Below are 23403 nucleotides of genomic sequence, written 5' to 3' on the forward strand. Positions count from 1 at the left end.
CCTAATATTATTATTTCTTGGTGTCTTTGTGCCTTTGTGGTTAAAAAAAGAAATTTTGAAACACGAAGACACTAAGACACAAAGGAAGAAAACTATGCCTTCGGGCGCATTAATTTGGCTGGGAAAATAATGCCTTTTCCTCCAAGAAGTTGTGAGTAGATTTTTCCTTGTTGATCATGTACGAAGAAATCAGCAATTACGCCTGTTTGTGTTTTGCTTCTGACTTCGCAGGAGACGTAGAATGGTTCGTTGTGGGGGGTTTTGGCAAATTGTTCGTATTTTTCTTGTTGTCCTGGTAAGCAAATTTCTTGATGGTAATGATTTAGCCAAATCCATAAGGGATGAGTACTCAAATCAGTTGTGAATCCATTAATCCAATATGCGGGAAATTGTCCTTGTTTGGTTTTGTCGATTTCTTGCCAAAAACATTCGACGGTGATTTTCTCGGAGTTAATGTTTATAATTCTTCTGAGTTGTTGAAAAGCTGGCCCATGAAATAATGCTGATTCTCCTGTTTGATAAAAGTCTTTACCTGTGGTGGTAATGATATTATCTTCTGTTAGGTTCAGTTTTTCATAGATAGGGGCGGGAGGAATATCACGCAGGAGTTTAACTTGTGTGCTGAAGTGATATATGCTTTTACTTTCGGGGTTTTTACTCCAGATTTTGCACAGGAAATTTATTTCGTTATTATCGAGGTTTTTGGATGTTTCTTGTAAGTCGAGAATGTATTCATCTGCGAGGGTTTCGTTAAAGGTAATTCCTTTAAAAATTCGGAAATCTGTGCTACTGAATGCTTTATAGCCTGGATATAATTTTTCACAGACATCAGACATCCATGAAACTGCACAGGTAGCTGGTAAAACAGGATTTCCAGCGATGACATGATCCTGTAAAAATGGATTTGCTTCAAGTGTAAGTTTGCGACGGATGCGATAGCTACGAAGTTCAGTATCTAAAGGCGCAGCTGGTGTAGGCATGGGGCTGCCAATCACAACTTGTGTGGTATTGTGATTAGCATTACGCAGTTCTCTAACTAACATTTGTGTCCCAGCTTCTACTGGGATAATATCAATACCCCGACGCGCAAATTCTTTTTTCAATTCTGCTGTTACCATCCCGCTATCCCAACCTCCCCAGTTAATCGCAACAACGTGAGATTGGGGATATTGTTGTTTGAATAAATGTGCTGATTTGTTGAGAATTTCGTTAGCGATCGCGTAATCAGATTGTCCGATATTACCATAAAAACCAGTTACGGAAGAAAACAAAATTAAATGCTCAATCTGACTAGGTTTTACACAAGCTAAAATATTTTCTAGCCCTTGAACTTTGGCTGTATAAACTTTTTCAAAATCCTGTTCTGTTTTCTTTTCAATTAATTTATCGGCTAAATTACCAGCACCATGAATAATACCTGTAATTTCACCCATGCGTTGAACAGTAGCAGTCAGTTTTTGATTTAAAGCTGAAGTATCAGTGACATCTACACTAATATATTCGGCTTGTCCACCTGCTTGTTGAATTGCTGCTAATGTTTCTTTAATTTCTCGACTCGATGCTATTTGATTATATAACTTCTGCACACTCATGGGTGTGGGCTTCTCTCCAGTGGAAAGAAGATATTCCATGATGCGTTTTTTTAATGTTGCTTCATCAAAACAATTTTGAGCAAAATCTGGTTCTGTTTCTAAAAGTTCAGAACGTCCTAGCAAAATAAACTTACAAGGATGCTGCTGTGCTAATCTAATTGTACATTTAGCCGTAATTCCCTTAGCCCCACCACTGACCAAGAAAACAGATGTAGGGCGAATCTGAGTTGCTGTAATCATAACTTATCCTTCCGCAGAGATAATTTCAATAAATAAAGTTGAAAATACTTGGTGTCTTGGTGTCTTGGTGGTTAAAAAATATTGAAACACATAGACGCGCCAGCGGCTTCCCGCAGGGTAGGCACTAAGACACTAAGTGTATTGCGCCTATTAACGGGATTTTTTTGAGGAGAAGGTTTGAAAGCGATCGCCATTATTAAAAATATCACCATCATGATCGCTATGATTATTGGTAAAGGAACAAAACTGTTCTCTTGAGATTGAGATTGTGAATTAGAACTTGTATTTAATTTATTACTAGAAGACGAACTAGAACTAGAATCTGAACTTGATTTGTTACTAGAATTAGAGTTAGAACTGGAACTAGAACTAGATATAATATTAGAAGATGAACTCAAATTAGAATTAGGCTCAACTAGTCTAACATCACCAAGGTCTTTTTGCTTTGAAGATAGTTTTATCGAAGAGTTATAATTTTTGTATCCATTGGCTTGAATAGATAATTGTGCCTGCAAAGAATTGCTGTTATTAAAGTTAATTGTTAATCGATATATCCCTTCCAAATCTGTGTAGGTAATCACTGAATTACCTGCATATGTTAGTAAAACTTTCGCTCTACTAATCGGGGCTTGTTTTTTTTGGTCAATAACGCGACCAAGAAAAGTAATTGTTTGATGCTTGGACATATTTTCTGTCGCATATGGGAAGTGGAAGTAGATTTTGAAGACGTGGAGAGGGGGAGATACGGTAACGCGGAGAAATAATCTGAAACTCTCTCGCTTCCGTGTCTCTCCTTCCCCGTGTCTTATTTATCGAGTACGCTAACTAAAGTTACTCTTCCTTGAGAACCATAGGCTACTTCGGTAAGATAACGATTGGGGTCGTGAAGTTCAGCAAATATGTGTTGTGCTGATGTTTCGGCGCTAAGATCAGGACTAAGGTCTATTGCCCGACAATATACTTTTGGCCATTCCCAAATCATGGTTTTGGTTAATCCAAATAAACCTGCACCAATCGCCCCAAAGTTAACTTTGTGTTCAACTCCAAAAGCCCCGTCTAGACGTGCTACTGTACAGAAACAACTGCGTCCGTGATAGGCTGCTGCGTTGAGGGATTTTTTCAGGTGTTTCGCCATGAAGAAGACTTGCTTAATAATCGCTTTTTCTGCTGGGAAATAAGCAATCTTACTGTTGTGGGTAGTCTGGAAGACGGGGTGAATGTGAATAAATGCGCCAACGTTACCGTAATGCGTGGCGATCGCTGCTAGTTGTTGTTGTAGATGTTCCTCAGTAGAATCTTGTAGGGTAACGCGATTCACACCTGCTGGTAAGGGCGATTTTTCGGGAACTAGGGACGGAGGTAAGTTTAAGACTACTACTTTCCATCCCCGTTGACTCAATAACTCAGCAACTTTGGTAGTGGTGAGGGAACCATCATCGGTGATTAAGGCGATGTGTCCCTCTGGTATGGGGGATTCCCAAAAGTCGGGGGGTGGGAGAATTTGCAGCTTGGCTGGACGACGTTGGACGTTGGGTACTAACTCATCTGGCTGGTTAACAGATTCATGTTGCTGCTTTTTTTTTTCAGCCCCAGCTAGTTTCTGGAGGTACTCAACTATTTGACCGATGGTGCGTAGTTCTGCTAGTTCTTCCACATTACTCGGTTTCGGTAGGTCGGGATATTTTTCTTGTAACGCTCCCATAATTTCTACCCGTTTAATCGAGTCAATTCCCAAATCTGCTTCCATATCCATGTCAAGTTCTAACATCTCGACTGGATAACCTGTTTTTTCGCTAGTAATAGCTAACAGGGTTTCAGGTAAGTTACTTAAGTCAATTTCTGCTGCGGGAGTGGCTGTTTCGGTAACGGTGATGATTGGTTCGGCGGCGACTGCAACACTTGCGTGAACAACGGTAGAGTCGTTGCTGAATTCAGGTACAGATATAGAAGACACTTCTGAAGACGCGGAGAAATTATCAAAAATATTCCCCGTGTCCCCCATGTCTTCCTTGTCCTCCTCTTCCCAATTTTGAATTTTGAATTTTGAATTTTGAATTGTTTTGTCTCCCTTCTCCTCTACCAACGCGGGGGTAAAAACTAACGATTGTAGATACTGGACAATTTGACCGATGGTACGTAGTTCCGCCAGTTCTTCTACATTACTTGGCTTGGGTAAGTCGGGGTATTTTTCTTGCAATGCACCCATGATTTCTACTCGTTTTATCGAGTCAATTCCCAAGTCTGCTTCCATATCCATGTCGAGTTCTAACATCTCGATGGGATAACCAGTTTTTTCACTGGTGATGGCTAGCAGGGTTTGATCTAACTCAGATAGATCAATGGTTGGTGCTGATGGTACTAATGTTGCTGGTGGTAGTGGCTGTTGAGTAATTACTGGTTGCGGTGGTGCGCTGATGGTCGGTGTGTTGGGAGTGGGAGAGGAGGAAAGTGGGGTAGTTTCTGGTTTTACACTTGTTGTACCGTTTTGAATAACAGTCTCAGTTACAGCTTGGGGCTTGCTTTCTGATATCTTGACACTGGCTGGGACTGGGCTGTCTTCTTTAACAGCAAGAGTTTGACTTTCTTGGATTTTGGCAACAGGGGGAACAGGAATCTCTACTTTAGCAGGTATACTTACCTGAGCAGAAATTACTGGTTGAGTGGTTCCATCCTCGGTGATGAGTTGGGAGTATTCTTGCTGAACCAGTTGGAAGAAGTTTTTGGTGTATTCTACCTGATCTTTGAGATATTGTTGATGAATGCGTAGGGTTTCACCTTGTTGGGCGTGAAACTGCATCATGCTACGGTCTAAGCTTTCGATGATGCTTGGTTTCAGCTTGGCTGCATCTGGTGAATTTTTACCGTTAGCAAGCAGGGAATTCTGCTGCTGCATCAGTTGGAAAAATGTCTTAGCATATTCCATCTGATGGTTCAGGTAGTGGGAATGAACTTGTAAATTCTCGCTTTGATTTTGTTGAAACTGTGTCAGGACGTACTCTAAGCTTTCTAAAACTCTTTGGTAATTTACAAGTTTATCTGGGATTTCTGGTTGCATCGGGGAACGGGGATCGGGAATCGGGGATTGGGGGGATTGGGAGATGGGGAGAGTGGGGGAAGTGTGGGGTGTGTGGGAGGTAGGGATTAGGGGTTGGGAATTACCGTTACCGTTGCTTTTTACCACTTCCCCTTTAACCATCTGAACAGTGTTTTCTACCAACTGGGGTTGTTTGCTGTGTCCGTTAGTACCGTTAGTATTGTTAGTCTGTGGCAATGCGATCGCACTTGTGGAAACAGAATTAGAATTATGCTGCAATTTTACTGTTTTCCCGTTCTGCAATGCTTGCTCAAATGCCATTTTCGTTTTGTCTGATACGTAGTTACTACCGCATAATTTAACGTTCAAACCTTTGTTTTTCGGCGGTTCGGCTATTACTGGTGGTAGTTGGTAGGGGTCGAGGTTTTTCAGAGACATCCCTGCAACCCGCAACTGTACGGCGGCTTCGCGCACAGAACGATCGCTGTTCTTTTGGGCGCTGGGGTTGAGTGCGATCGCCATATGGGGGCGATCGCCTAAGATATCTTTGATTAAGTTGGTGAGAATGTTTCTTGGCCCAAATTCTACGAAGCAGTAACCCCCAGCAGCGTAGATATTTTCGATTTCCTGTTTGAACAGTACGGAGTTTGAGAGGTGGGTTTCGAGGGTTTTTTGAATGACTGCTGGTTCTTTGGGATATTCTTTTCCTGTGACGTTGGTGTAAACAGGAATTTGGGGAATTTGGAAGTTGACGTTTTTGATCGCGATCGCAAAGGATTTTTGAGCAAAAGCAATTAGCGGTGTGTGGAAAGCTGCGGATACTGGTAAAGAAACAGCTGCATATCCTTGTTTGTGTAATGCATCCTTTACTTGGGTAATAGCGTTGGTGGGGCCTGCTAATACGACTTGGCGGGGTGAATTAAAGTTGGCGATCGCCACCTGGGGATAATTCCTCAGTACGGCTTCTACTTTACTCAAGTCTTCTTTTACTGCCAGCATTGCTCCTGTATCATAATTCGGATCTTGGGGTGCTGCCATTGCTTGTCCCCGTGCTTTCACGAGTAAGCAGTAATCTGCATCACTCAACACTCCCGCCGCCCACAATGCTGTGAGTTCACCAAAACTGTGTCCAGCAACGAAATCTGCCTTAAATCCAGATTGTTGCAGGATTTTATACATCCCTGCACTTAACATCCCAATCGCAGGTTGAGCATATTGTGTCCGTTGTAATGCTGCAATTTGGGCATTCTTTTCTGTCTCTTCAAATACGGGATGGGGAAAAACTATCTCAGATAGTGGCTGCAAGTTATCTTTGCATAACAAGCTATCCATGTAGCCATACAGATTCCGCATTTCCGGGAAATTCATGACTAATTCCCGACCCATATTCAAGTATTGCGAACCCTGACCGGAAAATAAAGCTACTACTTTTCCGGCTAATTCCATACCAGAGGCGCGGTAGTAAACACCTTGGGGATGTTCCCAGGATGTTGCAGTTGCTTTGTTTTTCAACAAGTCGATACTTATTTGTAGTAACTTGCAAGCCTCAGCACTATTCTCAGCGACAAAACCAACCCTAGCAGCACCCTGGGGAATTTCTTTAGTTTTGCAAGCTTCGACCAACTCTAGATAATGTTTATTACCCGCATCAGACTGCAATTGAGCTAAGGTTTCCTGACAACTGCTTAATAACTCCGCCGGAGTTTGAGCAAACAGGACTACTTCACTAGGCGCGGTGTGCAAGCGGTAAGCTTGGTTGTGTTCGCCTTCGTATTCTTCCAGAACGACATGGTAGTTTGTACCACCAAAGCCAAAGGAACTGACACCCGCCCGTCTTGGTGCTTCCCCTTCTGACCGAATCCAGGGTCTTGTCTCTGTATTTAAATAGAAAGGTGAATTCTTGATCTGGAGTTTGGGGTTGGGTTCGGTAACATTAATTGTGGCTGGGAGGATTTTGTGGTGGAGTGCCAAAGCAGTTTTGATCAAACTCGCCGCACCAGCCGCCGCTTTTGTATGTCCGATTTGGGATTTGACTGTACCAAGGGCGATGTGATGTCTTTTGGAGCTATTTTCTCCGAAAAATTCTCGTAAAGACCCGAATTCGGTTGGATCACCCGCCATAGTCCCTGTACCGTGGGCTTCAATCAGGGAAACAGTTTCTGGCGTAAACCCTGCATCTTCGTAGGCGCGACGCAATGCTTGTACCTGTCCGGCTTGGCGAGGGGCGTAAATACTTTTATAACGTCCATCGCTGGATGTACCGATACCCTTGATGACTGCATAGATTTTATCGTTGTCTCGTACCGCATCTTCTAAGCGTTTGAGAACAACCATACCGATACCTTCACCCAACATCATGCCATCAGACTGGGTATCGAAGGGTCTGACGACGCCGCTAGGAGTCACCGCCGGAGTTTTGCTAAAACTGATATAAGCTGTGATCGAGTTGTCAGTGTCAACGCCGCCAGTCAGCATCATGTCACAACGATGCTCGACTAACTCGCTAACTGCCATTTTCAGGGCTGCGAAGGAACTAGCACAAGCAGCGTCAACTGTGCAATTTATCCCGCCTAAATTCAAACGGTTAGCAATGCGTCCAGAAATGACGTTCGCTAACATTCCGGGGAAGGCGTTTTCATCCCACTTGACGTAAGCGCTTTTGATTTTTTCAATCACTTTTTGGGTATCTTCATCAGATAAGCCGCTACTTTTGAGGGCTTTTTCCCAAATTGGATATTGCAGACGCGCAGCCAAGGGAATCCCTAATTTGAGAGCTGCTGATCCTAAGATGACACCAACACTCTCGCGACTAAATTCCCGGTTTTCGCTATAACCAGCATCTTCCATCGCCTGTTTGGCAATTAGCAAGCTCAACAGTTGGGAGACATCTGTTACTTCTAAAATATTTGGCGGAATCCCAAAATCCATTGGGTTAAAATCAACATGGGGGAGAAATCCGCCTCTTTTGCAATAGGTTTTGTCTTCTGGTGTTCTGGGGTTTGGATCGTAGTAATCTTCCACACTCCAATGGGTGGGTGGAATGTCGGTTATACAGTCGAGTTTATTAACAATATTTTGCCAATATTCCCGCAAGTTTTTTGCTTGGGGAAATAAAGAAGCCATACCAATAATAGCGATAGGATTATGCTGCAATTTTCGGTTTATTTTTTCGATTCCCATAGACTTATCCGACATCCTTTTTTTGACCTCAAGAAACCTCACCACTGCCTTTTCACAATTGTTTATCTGTTCTTCCAATTGCGCTAAGGCAATCTCAATTGAATGAGCAGACATAGAAGATGATTAATTTTTGGTAATGTGGATGATATAACTGCTACAGTTTCTGTAGCGAATTAATGCAGCAGTTATCCTATGCACAAGGGCTAAATACTTGTATTGACATCAGCACCCAATAGCAAATGTCACCCTGACAATTTTTGATTTTTGATTTTTGATTTTTGATTAATATTTTTTGAAATATCAATTCTAAAATCGCCAATCTCAAATCGGTTCACTCGATGAAAATAATTTTGCTTGTGTCTGTTGCAATTAGATCAAAAATATTACACAACGCTCGACTCCTGAGATTGCGGTAATAAGTCGATGACGTTGTTGTAACTAGTAAAGTAGTCTTGCAGTGCGTTAGCTGCCTGACCCGTAAACTCTATCCATTCGTAATTATGGATATTGGGAGAGATGCTTTCACACTGGAATATTGGAAACTTAGGAGTAACTAAGAGAACAGAAACGCTTTTTACTTCTGAGCCAGTTTGATTATCTAGCTTAACTGCGGCAATGTAGCTGGTGTTAATAATAACGTTCTGAATCTTGATAAATGCCATAGCAGTTTCGACTTCCAAGATAATATATTCTATGAATTCTGTCAAACTTTATTTGACAAATCCGTTACAGAAAAATACCTCCTTTCATTTGAATTCATAAGCAATTAGTAAAATAATTGAACTAACTAGAATGTAGAAAGATAAAGCCGCTTCCTGATTGGATTTCAAGAGAGAGCATTTTACGTTTAATTCTGTTCACTTACTCAATCATTAATGATGGCATATGGACTTTCTTAGTGCGTAGTTATGTACTCTCAATAAATCATTCACTAACTAATAAGCCTTGTTGCCTAAAAGAACGACAATTAATACCAAGATTAGCATAGCCAGCATTAAATGGATTGTTCGTAGGAGGCAATTTTAGAAAAAATATAATTACAAATTTGAACAATCATTAAAAAGTAGCATTTCTTACTATTGCCTCAAAGTAAAAAGTAGAAGACGCCTATACTTCGGGAATAAATAGGCATCTCTTTCGCAATTATATTAATAAATAGCCTCAATAAAGATTGATTTTGGAATTAAATTAACAATGTGATCAAAAAAATGTGCAGTCAGTAAACATCAGTATATTTTTCCTGACAAGCTCATGATTCAGCTATCAATGATGCTGATTTTTTAATAAAAATAAACTAGACATATTAAGAGGTTATTAAAGTCAATATTTATTTACATTTTTTTGTTGGTCAAGGGTCATTAGTCATTGGTCGTTGGTCATTGGGCATCGGGCATTGGGCAACAAGTTATTAATTTTGACTTTTGACTTTTGACTTGTTTTGTCCCCCTTGTCTCCCTTCCCCCATCACCCCATCCCCACACTGATGTTAGCTTTTTTCCCAGCCCACTTTTCCCAACGGATAATTTCGCGACTGACTAATTCTGGGTTATGATCTCCGAGAAAACAGATGCGCCCCATCCTTTCACAAGCGCTCAAAATTTCACCATTTCCCATAAATGGAGCAATGACAAATTGATCTTGATGACTTGTATAAAAGTTGATCAGGTAATTAATTATTCCCTCTATACCTTCAATATGAATTGGTGTTTGCGGCTTAGATATGGATTGATGAGAAAAAATGCCAATATACAGGTTACTAATAATTAATTCATACTGATAAGGCATCCGAGTTTGGCTGCAAAACTCATAAATTTGATCTTGGGAACGTACGACTGCAACAATTCTTGCTTCATCAACCAAATAATCATGTTTCCAAGTGGGCGATAGAGTGGCGATCGCTAAAGCTGCATTCGATGGTAATAGTTGTCTAAAAGCTTTACTACTGGTATCACCACAATAAACTAAATGCCTACCCAGGACTAATTCATCACCAACTTTTACTTGCGGTTCCTTGAGAATAACGGTTGTTTTGTGTTCTGGCTGTTCTAAACGATTTGGCACTTTTTTAACAGCTGACTTTGCTTGTTTTTGGGCGATCGCACTTTTAAAGGCTAATAATTGTAACTCCTTTTGCTTGGCTCGTGATTCTGCTGCTAATTGGGCTTGTCGTTCGGCTTCTTGTTGTTCTCCCTTGGCTTTGGCTAGTTGTGCGGCTTCTTCAGCTTGTTCTGCTAAGGTACGTTCAGCAGTAGCAGTTCTGGCTATTTCTAACTGAGCCGTAGTACTTTTGGCTAATGGCGTTTCTTTAATGAGCTGTTTTACATCCGGATGAATAGCCTTAGCAATTTGTAAACCTTGCTGCAAAGTACGTTCAGAGAAACCTGTTTGTTTTGCGATATCTCTGGTAGTTTTAGCTGGTGGTGAAATGGTTGCACTACCTTTGAGGGTATATTGGTTATCTCCTGCTTTTGCTCTCAGTCCCATCCGTTGGAGAATTTGCTCTCGTTCCAACCACAGTTCATTACGTTCGAGAGGTTCTAACTCATTGCGGATCAAATTTTCGTCTATTTCCGCTAGACGAGATTGTTCAGCATCTTCATAATTAACAACATTGCACTCAATTTCTTCTAAACCTAGCATCTGACAAGCCGTCAAACGGTGCAATCCAGCAATTAAGTTGTAATGTTGATCTACCGTGATTGGGTTTAAAAGACCATTTGCTTGAATCGATTCTTTTAAATCCTTAACTTTCTCGCCATTTAATGGACGACGATTCACACCAATTTTAATTTTGTTTATAGATATCTTAGGCATAATTACTGTTTTTCTAAGTCGTCAGTCAGAATACCCGCAAGACGATAAACCCGATTTTATTTCAACAGTGCGATCAAAAACATTAATTTTATGAAAACTCTGATGAGGATGTCTTAATGCTTTACGGTTATTCGATTTTGGATTGATTCCACTGAGAAATTTGCGGGCTTCTACCTTGCTCTTACAGCCTTATTGAAGCCAATGCTCTTAAAAAAGTTCCCCGATGAGGTGTGGGGAATGTGGGAAGACAACGCCAGAAAAATTGCCCCCTTGTCCACGCCACGTCTACAACGCAGTGGCTCCCCTTGTCCCCGCTCCCTTATCCCCGATCTCCGATCCCCTGCTTGACAACATCAAAGTTTTTTGCCATATTGGAAGGCGAGTTTTTGATGCCCATATCATTGCCGCTTCGTTTTGAACTCAGATTTTTTTAGACGTAAAAGTTTTCTAAATTAGTATTGTTATTGTTCAGGGCCTACTTTACCAGATATCTACCAAGAGTAAAATTGAGAAAATTTTGGTGTAACGCTACTGTTGATTGTGCGATCAATTACATTTAACTAGGTCGGCACAAATAAAGCAAAAAGCGCGAGGGTCATCATTCGTTATTTGTCATTCGTCATTTGTCATTTGTCATTTGTCATTGCTAAGGGTTTCTATTAATCAGTGAACAGTTAACAGTTAACAGTTAACAGTAAGTAATTAAATTTGATAACTGATAACTGATAACTGATAACTGTAATTTCTCGCAGTCATTGTTAGTCTTTTGTTGTTTGTTGTTTGGTACTTCAAGCACCAACCATCAACAAGCAACAATCAACTATCAACAACCTACTATCAATATCAACCAACAAAAATATGACAGCAGACAAGAAAAGCTTGTTCTTCGCAAAACCTTTAACTAGGTGGGGAATTTTTTTGGCGGTTTCCATAGCTTTTGCTACCGGCTTAGTGTCTTTCTTCAGTTTGTTACTGCTTCGCTCCCAAGTTCAAACCGAATCACAAAAGCCTGTGAAAGCTGCGCCTGCAAGAGTTGCTGTGACTGCTTTAGGGCGTATTGTACCTGATGGTGAAATCACTCAATTGTCTGCTCCCAGTTCACTAAGTGGTGTACGAGTAGAAAAGCTTTTAGTGAAAGAAGGAGAGCAAGTAAAAGCAGGTCAAATAATAGCATTACTGGAAGGATACACCCGTACTCTTGTAGCTGTACAACAAGCCTTAGACAGTGTGACAGTGGCTCAAGCTAAACTAGCACAGGTCAAAGCTGGGGCGAAAACAGGCGATATTGATGCTCAGAAAGCAGCGATCGCTCAGATAGAATGGCAATTACAAGGGGAAATCACCACCCAACAAGCAGCGATCGCCAGTCTCCAAGCCCAAGTACAAAATGCCGAAACCGAAAACAACCGCTATCAACAACTATATAGAGAAGGTGCGATTTCTGCATCTACAGCAGAGAGCAAAGCTTTGCAACTGAAGACCTTGCAACAGCAACTAGCTGAAGGTCAAGCAGCGCTTACCCGTTCTGTTGATACTCTCCAAGAACAACTCAGAGAATCTAAAGCCAAACTAGGAAGTATAAAAGAGGTGCGTCCAACAGATGTGCGCCTAGCAGAAGCCGAACTCAAGAGTGCGATGTCTGCTGTGAAACAAGCACAAGCCCAGCATGAATTAACTTACGTAAAATCTCCAGTCAGTGGTAAAGTTTTGAAAACTCACGCCAAATCAGGAGAAGTAGTCGCCACAAACGGTATTGTAGAGATCGGTAAAATTTCTCAAATGTACGCGATCGCAGAAGTTTACCAAACAGATATTCAAAAAGTACGTATAGGTCAAAAAGCGATCATTACTAGCACCGCCTTTCCTGGCAAAAAATTACAAGGAACTGTCAGCGAAATAGGTTTACTCGTTGACAGACAAAATATCTTAAGTGTCAACCCTGGTGCAGATACAGATCGCAGAGTCATTCAAGTCAAAATCCGCCTCGATAACCCAGCAGATAGTCAACAAGTCTCTGGTTTAACCAACTTACAAGTAGATGTGGCTATTAAAATTTAGCTACTCCCAGCATAGTTAAATCACTCACAAAACAAAGTAGCTAGGCTGGTTTTTTACAACTAATTACTAACCACTAACTACCAATTACCAATTACCAATTACCAAATCATGGTTTTTAAAATTCCTCTGGGATGGTTGCAACTAGTCAGAAACAAAATTCGTTCTCTAGTAGCTGTAGCTGGCATTGGTTTTATTGTAATTTTGATGTTTATGCAACTTGGATTTCAAGATGCTCTTTACTCTAGTGCTACCCAGGTGCATCGCAATCTCCGAGGCGATTTATTTTTAGTCAGTGCTCAATACAAATCTTTGACTGCAATTCAAAGCTTCTTTCGGACTAGATTGTATCAAGTTTTGGGGTTTGATGGTGTAGAGTCAGTTAGCCCTATATATTTGGGATTTGCTAAATTTAAGAACCCCGAAAATGGCGAGAAATATTCAATCTATGTGATTGGTTTTGAACCAGGAAGACCAATCATGAATATGCCGGAGGTTGAGAAGAATATAGATAAAATCAAAATTCCTGATGTCGTACTTTTTGACCGCAATTCTCGTCCAGAATTTGGACCAGTTGCCAAGAAATTTGTTCAAGAAAATACCGAACAGATACTAGAAATTTTTCCCTTTGATTCCTTAAGAGGTTATAGAGTTAGAGTTGGTGGTTTATTTAGTTTAGGGCCATCCTTTGGTGTGGATGGAAACTTGATAGTCAGTGACACAACTTTCTTAAGGATATTTCCTGATAGTCGTCCTTCAGAAATGATTGATGTCGGTGTAATTTCACTACAACCAGGTGCTAATCCCCAAAAAGTAATAGCAGAATTGCGAGCTAATTTACCCAACGACGTCAAACTTTTTACTCACCAAGAGTTTATTGATTTTGAGAAAGAATATTGGGCTACAAGAACACCAATTGGTTTCATACTCAATCTCATGCTTTCAATGGCTTCAGTGGTTGGTGTGGTAATTGTTTATCAAATTCTTTACAGTAATATCTCCACTCAACTAGTCGCTTATGCAACATTAAAAGCCATAGGTTATGAAAATAATTACTTATTAAATGTTGTGTTTCAACAGGCTTTTATATTGTCAGTTTTAGGTTATATCCCAGGGTTTTTTCTATCTATCTTCATATATGATTTTGCTATGGAAGCAACTAAACTACCCATCATGATGACTACTCAAAATGCAGTAATTGTTTTCATTTCCACAATATTAATGTGTATGACATCTGGGGCATTAGCTATCAATAAACTGCGCTCCACAGACCCAGCAGATATTTTTTAGTCATTGGTCATTAGTCATTGGTAATTGGTCTTTCATCCCTCACACTCCTCAAATAATTTGTATCCAAATATGAACTTGCAAAATAAAACTATCCTCATCACTGGAATTGGCGAATTTATCGGTTTGCGTACTGCTCAATTAGCGATCGCCAACGGGATGAAAGTCTGTGGAATGCAAAGTTCCGCAGATAAAGCCAAAAAAGCACAGAATCTAGGCACAAAAGTCATCATTGGCAATATCACCGATTCTACTACTGCGGAATTAGCTTGTCAGGGAGTAGATATAGTTGTACACACAGACGAAATTGCCAAAGAAGGTGGTTCCCTAGAAGAATTTCGCAAAGTAAATGTTGATGGAACTATCAACATAGCTAAAGCAGCGAAAAGTGTTGGTGTAAAAACCTTTATTTATATCTCCAGTGGATTAGTTTATGGCTTTAATTATCCTCAACACATCACAGAGGAAGGGCCACTTTCAGGAGATAATAATCCCTATTGTCAGACAAAAATCGAAGCTGAAAAAGCACTTTTAGAACTGAATAATTCACCCGATTTTGGCATCATTATTCTGAGAGCAGGTGATGTTTATGGCCCAGGTAGTATTCCTTGGATAGTCCGACCATTAATCATGATGCGGCAAAAATTATTTGCCTATGCAGGCGATGGCATGGGAATCATCAATCACGTATATATTGATAACCTAGTTACAGCTATATTTTTAGCAATAGAAAAAGAAACCTACGGCGAAACCTTCAACATCACCGACGGACAAGAAACTACTTGGAAAGAATATTTTACTTGCTTGGCAGAAATGGCAGGTTTACCAGTACCTTTTTCACTACCAAAAGACGAACTCAAACTATTTCTCAAGCTACGCTATCAGGGACAAAAACTCTTTCGTAAACAAGCTGATATCTTACCAGAAGCCGTAGATTTTATGACTCGTCCCTATGCTTATTCAATTGAAAAAGCACGCAAAAGTTTAAGCTATGAACCCAAAGTTAACTTAGAAGAAGGAATGCGCTTAACCCAGGAATGGGTGAAAAAAACAGACCTCAAGAAAATTGTTAATGGTTAGGGGGAATGTAGAGACGTACCATGGTACGTCTCTACAAATAACATTCATTACGAACTATATATTTGTGATGGTGAAAATAATGTTAACGAAAGCTTCTAAACTTTTGACATTTCTACTTCCGAGTTTGGTAAGTATTGGTTTGTCTAACACAGTGCAAGCAGAACCTACAACCACACTGACTGTAGTAGTAAATGGTATCAAACACCAAAAAGGTCAAATCTGTCTGAAAGTATATGCGAGTGAAAAAGGATTTCCTCTGAGTGAGACTAGTGGCGTAAAAAGCGGCTGTGTTAAAATTACAGGAAGTTCTGTAATCAAAGAATTTTTTGGTTTAAAACCAGGAAAATATGCAGTTGCTGTAGTTGATGATCAAAACGGAGATTATAAACTCAATAAAGATTTTTTAGGCATTCCACAAGAAGGTTTTGGAGTTTCTAATAACCCAACTGTATCAGTTATAACTGGCACACCAAAATTCAATAAAGCAAGTTTTCCATTGCAGAAAAATACAATCATCAACATTGACATGAAATATGGATTAGACCCATAAGAATTTGTTGATAGTTGCTAGTTATTATCTTTTACTTTTCTCTTTTCTCCCTTGTCCACGCCACGTGCTACAACGCTCTTGACCCGCAAGGGCGCAGTGGCTCCCCTTGTCTCCCTTCTCCTCGTTCTCTCCTCATCCCCCACTCCTCACACTCCTCACCAATGAAAGAATTGGCGATATCTCTGTCTAGAATGTTGCTAAGTTGGTTGGCAATTCAAACATTTGTGACGCTAGCTTTTTTATGGACATTAAGAACGCATCGCAGAAATTCCTTACCAGATGAACAGCTTCCGAAAACAGCAGTTATTCTTTGTTTACGGGGAAGCGATCCGTTTCTATCCAATTGTTTAGAATCACTTCTGCAACAAAATTATCCACAATATGATTTAAAGATAATTATCGATCATCGTGAAGATCCAGCTTGGAAAATTGCTACCGAAACTATAGCCTCACTAGGTGCAACTAACGTCCAAATTAGCCCTTTGAGTATCAGACGATATAACTGTAGTCTCAAATGCAGTTCTATAGTGCAAGCAGTCTCAGAATTGGATGAATCCTACAAAATAGTTGCATTTGTAGATGCTGATGCGGTAGTTCATCCTAACTGGTTACGCGAATTAGTCAGTCCTCTAGCCGATCCGAAAGTAGGGGCGACAACTGGTAATCGCTGGTACTTACCCACAGGTAAATATTGGGGTTCACTGGTACGGTATTTCTGGAATTCTTCTGCTGTTGTGCAAATGACTCTCTACCGCATTCCTTGGGGGGGTAGTTTAGCACTGAAAACAGAAGTGATTCACGAAACCGAACTACTAGAGAGATGGGCAAGAAGTTATACTGACGATACTATGATCCGCAGAGTTCTGGCAAATTATGGATTCCAGGTAAAGTTTGTACCATCTCTGTTGATTCTCAATCGTGAAGAGTGCGACTTACCAAGACTATTTGACTGGACAAAACGTCAAATGTTATCTTCGCGCCTGTATCATCCCCAGTGGTGGGCGGTAATTGCTGACGCATTGCAAACAGTACTACTTCCGAATCTGCTGTTGATGTTGTCTATAGCAGCATTATGGATGCAACAATGGGATGCTGCGGCTCTAGCTTTCACTAGTTATGGTAGCTATATAGTAGCATTGCTGTTGCTGGCGATCGCCCTCGAAATTGGAGTCAGACCGATAATTCGCGACAACACAAAAGTCAAAACCAAATTATCACCAGCCACGATCATCAGAATGCTATTTGGTATACCACTAACACATTGGTTTTATGGGTTTGCACTGACATTATCTTTTTGGATGTCAAAAGTTACTTGGCGCGGCGTCACCTACCAAATTAAAGGGCCTTGGCACATTCGTCTAATTGAATACCACCCCTATCAAAGCTTAGACCAACCCATTGATAGCAAAGTATCTTTGTGAACATCTAACGGAATAATTATCGTTTCATAAATTCCTACACCCTTACACCCTCAACCAGTATTTTTTGGGCAAAGTGTAAAAAGTCACACCTATCATCCCATCTCCTCATCTCCACAAATCCTTAACTATGAAAAAACAACCTCTTCGCATAGCGTTAATTACAGGATTGTATGCGCCATTTTTGACAGGGGTTTCCATCGCAGTCCACCAACGAGTGCGCTGGTTACTACAACAGGGACACGAAGTATTTCTTATTCACCCAGAAATCAACGACCAGTATCCAGAAGAAGTTGGTAATCGTCCCATGGCGGGACTTAAAGAACTCCAATCTTTCCCCAAATTTTCTTCCTATGCATTTCCCACCCAACCCCTGATCTTTTATAAATCTCTTCCCCAACCATTACACTACCGCCATTGGAGCGATACTAAATTACTGGAGAACTATAAACCAGACATTGTAATTGTTGAAGAAGCGCCACAAATGCGAGGTTTCTATTCACTTTATTTACAAGGTTACGGTCGCCCTGTAGGTATTGAATACGCTAAAAAAACTGGCACACCAATCATATCGCTATTCCACACCGATATCGTTGCTTATATTCGCTATTACATGGGCAATCAATTTTTTAGCTTTATTCGTCCCATGTTACCCATGTTAATCAAGCAATTCAGCGAAGCTTACGACTATAACTTTTTTTCTTCGCGGGAACAACTTGAAAAATATCAAAGCTTGAAATCCCAACGCAGCGAATACTTACCTTATCAAGGTATAGATTGCCAAAAATTTAATCCTGCAAATATCTGCTACAACCCCATACCCAACGACAATCGTCCCACACTTTTGTTTGTTGGACGCATTGCTCCCGAAAAGAGTGTGATTCAACTTTTAGATATATACCCAATCGTCGCTGCCAAAATCCCTGATGCACATCTAGTTATCGTCGGTAGCGGTCCCCAACAAGAAGAAATTCGTCAACGTGCAGCTCAATTTGGCAAAGGCGTCACCGTGTGGGGAGAATCTCACGGTACAGAACTGCTGGGATGGTATGCACGAGCCGATGTTTTTGTCAATGCATCCGTTACCGAAAACTTCTGCACTTCCACCAACGAAGCTTTAGCATCGGGAACTCCTGTAGTTGCAGTCAAAGCACCCTCAACCTCGGAACAAGTAGTTCCTAATCGCAACGGCTTTTTAGCTCAACCAAATAGTCCATGGGATTTTGCTAATAAGGTAATTAGAATTCTCGAAAATCCCGAACTCAAAGAAGAAATGTCTCTCCACGCGCGTTTTTCTGTTCTCGAATATGATTGGTCTGTATGTATGCAAAAGTTTGAACAGAGACTACATCAAATAGTAGAAAAATCAAAAAATTTAGCAGCAACACCGATTTTATAATTATCTGCTTGGTGTCTTTGTGGCTTGGTGGTGAAAAATAGCATTTTTTTAAACACAAAGACACTAAGACACAAAGATTAATTTTCAGTCCTTAAAGATTCAAGCACTGAAGTGCTTACTACGAACTTATCCTTTCCAACAAATGCTCACCGACTCGCAATGCATTTGCCATAATCGTCAATGATGGATTCACAGCAGAACTGGAAGGGAAAAAACTACCATCAACAACATAAAGATTATCGATATCGTGGGTACGACAATTAAGATCAAGTACAGACTTTCTGGGGTGTTCGCCAAAACGACAAGTACCACACTGATGTCCAACTTCTTTTACAGTCAAATTTTGAGGAAAGACAACAGAAAGGTGTCCTTTGTGAGATGGTAGTTTCATTGATTGTAAAACTGAAATCCAGCGTTTCATCAAACGATTAAAGGCTTGTTCATTGTTTTTTGTATAATCAATAATAATTTGCTCACTTTTAACATAAACACGGTTATTAGGATTTGGTAAATCTTCAGTGATCAGCAACCAAGAAACAGAATGGTTTGCTACTGCTTCTGCAATGAATTTAGGTGTAAAAGGCGGTGCATAAGCAGCAACTTTATTTGTGGTGAGATTACCTAGTAATTGGATGCTTCCCATAGGAAAAGGAAAAGCTTTTTCGCCCCAATAAAAATCATTGACAGCTATTGTTTTGTGAAAAACTGTAGGATTAAACTTTGTAGATAAAGCCATGATCACTCCAAATTTATGAGCCATGTAATTTCGTCCTACCAGATGAGAACTATTGGCTAATCCATTTGGATGTCGATCATTAGCAGACTGAAGTAATAATACTGCTGAATTGACAGCACCACAAGCCAGAACAACAATATCTCCAGAAAAAATATGCCGCTTCCCTGCGATTTCTGCGACTACTCCGGTAACTTCTCGACCAGATGTACTTGTGTGTAGACGTAGGACTTTGGCTTGAGTAATTAATGTCACGTTTTGATTAGCTATAGCTGGACGCACACAGTTAACATCAGCATCAGCTTTCGCATTCACAAAACATGGAAAACCATCACAAGTATCACAACGAATACAACTACTTAAAAAACGATTTTTTTCATCTAATTTAATTCCAAGTGGCAAATAAAATGGATGTAAGCCTTTGTTTTTTAAACCATCATTAATTTCTTGAATATATGCTTCATGGCTAATAGGAGGAAAGGGGTAATCTTCACTAGTTTGAGGTTCGGTAGGATCTAAATTTCGCTGACCATGTACCTCATATAGTTTTTCTGCTTGCGTGTAATATGGGGCAAAATCTTGGTATTTTAATGGCCATTCGGGCGAGATACCATCTCGATGAAAAACTTTGTTAAAGTCGTGTTCACGAAATCTAAATAATGCTCCACCATAAAATTTAGTATTACCACCAACATAATAGTGTGTGACTGGACGAATTACTTGACCATGTTTGTCATACCACACTTCTTGGGGACGGTAACATTCTTTTTGAAAAATGAGCCGAGAATCCCAATTTGCTTTTTCTTTGGGTACGAAAGATCCTCTTTCTAAAATTAAAATTTTCTTTCCACTTAGAGCTAGTTTATATGCTAGCGTTCCACCACCAGCACCCGTCCCAATGATGATCACATCATAATGACAATCAGCCATTTTTTCTCCGTTGATTGAGTTTGTGGTAATGCACAGGTGTGAAGAGAGAATAATGATACTAAATAAAAAACATCATGATGAGTATAAATAGCAGCAATACAAATTTCCTCAGCATTTTTATATAAATGGCAAGCTGCTAATTATATTTTTCAACTGTAATCTATTAAAAGAAGTAAATTTATAAAAAATCAAATTGTGAGCATTTTCAGTAATTATTGTTGCAGTTTCAATGTAACAAATATAATTTTTATGCAATTTTTATTAAATCGATTTATTAAATTATTGAAATCTTGATATCAAATGTAAGTGAAAGTTTGTAGTAAGGTCTTTAGGTTTAAATTAAGCACTAAAGTGCTTACTACAAACAATTTAAAGTTAATGTAAAAGATTACTATTGATGTGAACGCCTTTCGGCTAGCATTTGATTTTCTGCACAGGTTTGATTTAGATTGGTTAAACCAATCCAACGGTAAATTGCATCTCCAAATTCTGGAAAAAGTTGTACATTAGAAAATAAAAGCTTTGTTAGCAACCCATCAAGTATCACTTCTGCTTTGTTATTTTTGATGGCGTCTATAACTGCGATCGCTACCGTTTTTGGTTCGGAAACACGTGCTAATTTCGGTGCTGGTAAGCCAAATTTCAAAAACATCCCCGCTTTTGTGTATCCCGGACAGATTACAGAAACGCCTACTTTCGTATCAACTAATTCTTGACGCATCGCATCTGTCCACATAATTAAACCAGCTTTACTGGCAGAATAAATACTATTGTAAGGCGCTCCCTTTTTCCCAGAACCAGAGGAAATATTGACAATGTTACCATGATTACGCTCTAACATACTCGGCAATACTAACCGAGTTAGCTCCATTGCTGCTAGTAAATTAGTTCCCAATATTGACTGGATATCTTTGAGAGAGTAATTCTGAAAAGGTCGATACTTTTCAATCGCAGCATTATTAATCAATATATCAATTTGACCCGCCAGTTGATTAATTTGCTGTACTAATAATGGTAATTCTTCCAATTTGCTGATATCAAAAGGAACGCTGATGTATCTACCACCAGCAGCTTCGATCTCAGCACGGATTTTTTCCAATTTTTCTTGCGAACGAGAAACAGCAACTACAGTTGCTTTTTCTTTTGCTAGTGCGCGAGCAATAAATACTCCAATCCCACCCGCAGCGCCAGTCAAAACTACTGTCTTACCTGCAAGATTTTTCATGATTAGTTGATAATTGATGGTTGTTGATTGTTGATTGTTTTCATCAAAACAACAAGTATCCATGAACAAATAGCAAATTCATGGCTTGTTACTAATAGCTAAAGTTCAAAGATGAAAAACAATCCCTGCTCTACTTCACTTCAGTAGAACATTCATAATTACTCATGACTCGCACTCTGAGAGCAAATACAATTAACAACCAATCTAGTGTTTTCTGATGCTTAATTCCCCTAAACGCTCTCAGCACAATTTATTAACTTGACACTATTCTAGATATTAGTTGCCAATTTAATTTAATTAAAACACAAATCTCATTATTTTTACACTTTTTTATGCAGGAATTTTCAATTATTAAACATTCCAGACAATAGATGAGAGCAGCGCAAATGTAGAGGTTTAGATAATTTTAATTAGTGAAAATCATCATTAATTCCTGACAAAAAAAGATAGCAAACCTAGTATGACACTGCATCGGTAACAAAGATATAGCTACTCATAGCAGTTAATACGTGTAGAAACGCGAAATTACCCTGCGGGATCTTGCTACGCGTCTCTACTTTATTGGGGAATTTGTCGAGAAAGTTTTTGAATTTGTCCAGAAAAATAATCTTCCTCGTATTTTAATTGTTGTGCTAATTCCAATCCTTTTTGAAAAGCCTGTAGTGCTTGAGGATAATTTTTACGTTCTAAGTGCATTTTGCCGATTTGATCGTAGGCCTTCATTAAACCATAAAAATTTGAGGCTAATTGTTGAGTCTGTACAAGAATTTCACTAGCTTGCAATGCTTCTTGTATTTGTCCTTGGGAACGGTAGAGTGTAATTAATTTCTGCAAAGCTTCACCTGCACGTACATACTGCTGTGATTGCCAAGCAATTGTGTAAGCTTGTTGATAGTTGTTGAAGGCTTCTTGGAGAAGATTAGGATTTTTCTTGGCTAGAGATTCATAATCTGAACCGATCGCTAACTTTAAAGCTGGTAGTTGAGTTGGATTATTCTGTCTTTGATATATTTCTGCGAGTCGGTTCTGTATTTCTATTGCTTGCTGGGGTTGTTTTCCTTGTTCGTAAATGTAAGCTAATCTTTGTAGGTATGCTAACTCGTTGACACTATCACCCCTAGCAGTAGCTAGTTGTAACAACTCCTGATACCGATCTGCTGCTTTGCTGTAATCAAACCAACTCAGATGTACTTGTGCGATCGCTTGCAAAATTTCTACCTCTTTGGCTGGATTTTGCTGTTGTCGCACCGCAGTTAGAACTTGCTGATACATTTCCACAGCATTTTGAGGCGATCGCACTTGTTGGTAAGCTAGCCCTAGTGCTTGCAATAAGTCTAAATCAGTGGTTTTTTGGGATTTTGCTTGCTTTTGAATCGCTTGCAATCGCTGAGTAATGTATTGTACCTCTGGACGATTGCTTTTTTGATAAGCTACAGCACCCACCCTTCCTAGTGCTTGTACCTCTTTGAGAGAACCCAAATACCGACGCAACCGCAGTTCTCGATTCCAGATATCAAATGCTCCCAACTCATCACCTGCTTGCAGTTTCGCGGTAGCTTGTTGATTCAACTTATCCAACTCCGTCTCCAACTGTTGCTGTTCAATCACAGATAATGGCTGTTTGTCTTTGTCTGGATTACGTGGTAACAGTGGATCAGGTGCGGTAATTTCTAACGGTGATGGCGGAAACTCATCTGGTGGTTGAGGCTTTTTAGTAGCCGCCATAGTCAAGGAAGCAGCCAGTAACCACAAAGCAGTAGTAGCAGTAATTGTCACACTTAAGCGTTTGAACATGATTGTTGATTTTTGGTCAATGGTCATTACTGACGATTGTCATTCAAAAATTCTCCTGCAAAATCAACAACT

At 39.9% G+C, this 23403-nt stretch carries 14 protein-coding genes; 6 read left to right on the forward strand and 8 right to left on the reverse strand.

The window, feature by feature from the left end:
- Positions 1-92: 92 nt before the first annotated feature.
- The 5 genes from ACE1AT_RS06290 to ACE1AT_RS06310 form a co-directional block, all read right to left on the reverse strand.
- On the reverse strand, positions 93-1832 hold the full coding sequence (locus tag ACE1AT_RS06290) for an SDR family NAD(P)-dependent oxidoreductase (protein WP_374866426.1): 1740 nt from the start codon (positions 1830-1832) through the stop codon (positions 93-95).
- Between the two features lie 71 nt (positions 1833-1903).
- Entirely contained in the window at positions 1904-2518 is a 615-nt protein-coding gene (locus ACE1AT_RS06295) for a hypothetical protein (protein WP_374866427.1), read from the reverse strand.
- Between the two features lie 119 nt (positions 2519-2637).
- Positions 2638-8160: a beta-ketoacyl synthase N-terminal-like domain-containing protein gene (locus ACE1AT_RS06300; RefSeq protein WP_374866428.1), complete on the reverse strand. Its 5523-nt coding sequence runs from the start codon at positions 8158-8160 to the stop codon at positions 2638-2640.
- A 269-nt stretch (positions 8161-8429) separates the two neighbouring features.
- Positions 8430-8708: a hypothetical protein gene (locus tag ACE1AT_RS06305; RefSeq protein WP_374866574.1), complete on the reverse strand. Its 279-nt coding sequence runs from the start codon at positions 8706-8708 to the stop codon at positions 8430-8432.
- 802 nt (positions 8709-9510) lie between these two features.
- Positions 9511-10860: a ParB/RepB/Spo0J family partition protein gene (locus tag ACE1AT_RS06310; RefSeq protein WP_374866429.1), complete on the reverse strand. Its 1350-nt coding sequence runs from the start codon at positions 10858-10860 to the stop codon at positions 9511-9513.
- A gap of 858 nt (positions 10861-11718) precedes the next feature.
- Here ACE1AT_RS06310 and ACE1AT_RS06315 point away from each other — a divergent pair.
- The 6 genes from ACE1AT_RS06315 to ACE1AT_RS06340 all read left to right on the forward strand — a co-directional run bounded on the left by ACE1AT_RS06315 (position 11719) and on the right by ACE1AT_RS06340 (position 18649).
- Complete coding sequence (locus tag ACE1AT_RS06315) at positions 11719-12918, forward strand: ABC exporter membrane fusion protein (RefSeq protein WP_374866430.1); 1200 nt, start codon at positions 11719-11721, stop codon at positions 12916-12918.
- 108 nt (positions 12919-13026) lie between these two features.
- Positions 13027-14205, forward strand: a complete 1179-nt coding sequence (gene devC, locus ACE1AT_RS06320; protein ID WP_374866431.1) for an ABC transporter permease DevC — start codon at positions 13027-13029, stop codon at positions 14203-14205.
- 69 nt (positions 14206-14274) lie between these two features.
- Complete coding sequence (locus tag ACE1AT_RS06325) at positions 14275-15282, forward strand: NAD-dependent epimerase/dehydratase family protein (protein WP_374866432.1); 1008 nt, start codon at positions 14275-14277, stop codon at positions 15280-15282.
- A gap of 79 nt (positions 15283-15361) precedes the next feature.
- The gene (locus ACE1AT_RS06330; protein WP_374866576.1) at positions 15362-15832 is read left to right on the forward strand and encodes a DUF2141 domain-containing protein; all 471 of its coding nucleotides are present in this window, start codon (positions 15362-15364) and stop codon (positions 15830-15832) included.
- A gap of 191 nt (positions 15833-16023) precedes the next feature.
- Positions 16024-17253, forward strand: a complete 1230-nt coding sequence (locus tag ACE1AT_RS06335) for a glycosyltransferase (protein ID WP_374866433.1) — start codon at positions 16024-16026, stop codon at positions 17251-17253.
- Positions 17254-17380: 127 nt separating this feature from the next.
- The gene (locus ACE1AT_RS06340) at positions 17381-18649 is read left to right on the forward strand and encodes a glycosyltransferase (protein ID WP_374866434.1); all 1269 of its coding nucleotides are present in this window, start codon (positions 17381-17383) and stop codon (positions 18647-18649) included.
- A 118-nt stretch (positions 18650-18767) separates the two neighbouring features.
- On the opposite strand, the gene ACE1AT_RS06345 is transcribed toward ACE1AT_RS06340, so the two are convergent.
- The 3 genes from ACE1AT_RS06345 to ACE1AT_RS06355 all read right to left on the reverse strand — a co-directional run bounded on the left by ACE1AT_RS06345 (position 18768) and on the right by ACE1AT_RS06355 (position 23331).
- Entirely contained in the window at positions 18768-20312 is a 1545-nt protein-coding gene (locus tag ACE1AT_RS06345; protein ID WP_374866435.1) for a GMC oxidoreductase, read from the reverse strand.
- 391 nt (positions 20313-20703) lie between these two features.
- The gene (locus ACE1AT_RS06350) at positions 20704-21537 is read right to left on the reverse strand and encodes an SDR family NAD(P)-dependent oxidoreductase (RefSeq protein WP_374866578.1); all 834 of its coding nucleotides are present in this window, start codon (positions 21535-21537) and stop codon (positions 20704-20706) included.
- A gap of 558 nt (positions 21538-22095) precedes the next feature.
- Positions 22096-23331, reverse strand: coding sequence for a tetratricopeptide repeat protein (locus tag ACE1AT_RS06355; RefSeq protein ID WP_374866580.1), 1236 nt, complete (start codon positions 23329-23331; stop codon positions 22096-22098).
- Positions 23332-23403 lie beyond the last annotated feature (72 nt).

It is taken from the genome of Pelatocladus sp. BLCC-F211, from assembly GCF_041928655.1.
In the GTDB taxonomy this organism is placed as follows: Bacteria; Cyanobacteriota; Cyanobacteriia; order Cyanobacteriales; family Nostocaceae; genus Pelatocladus.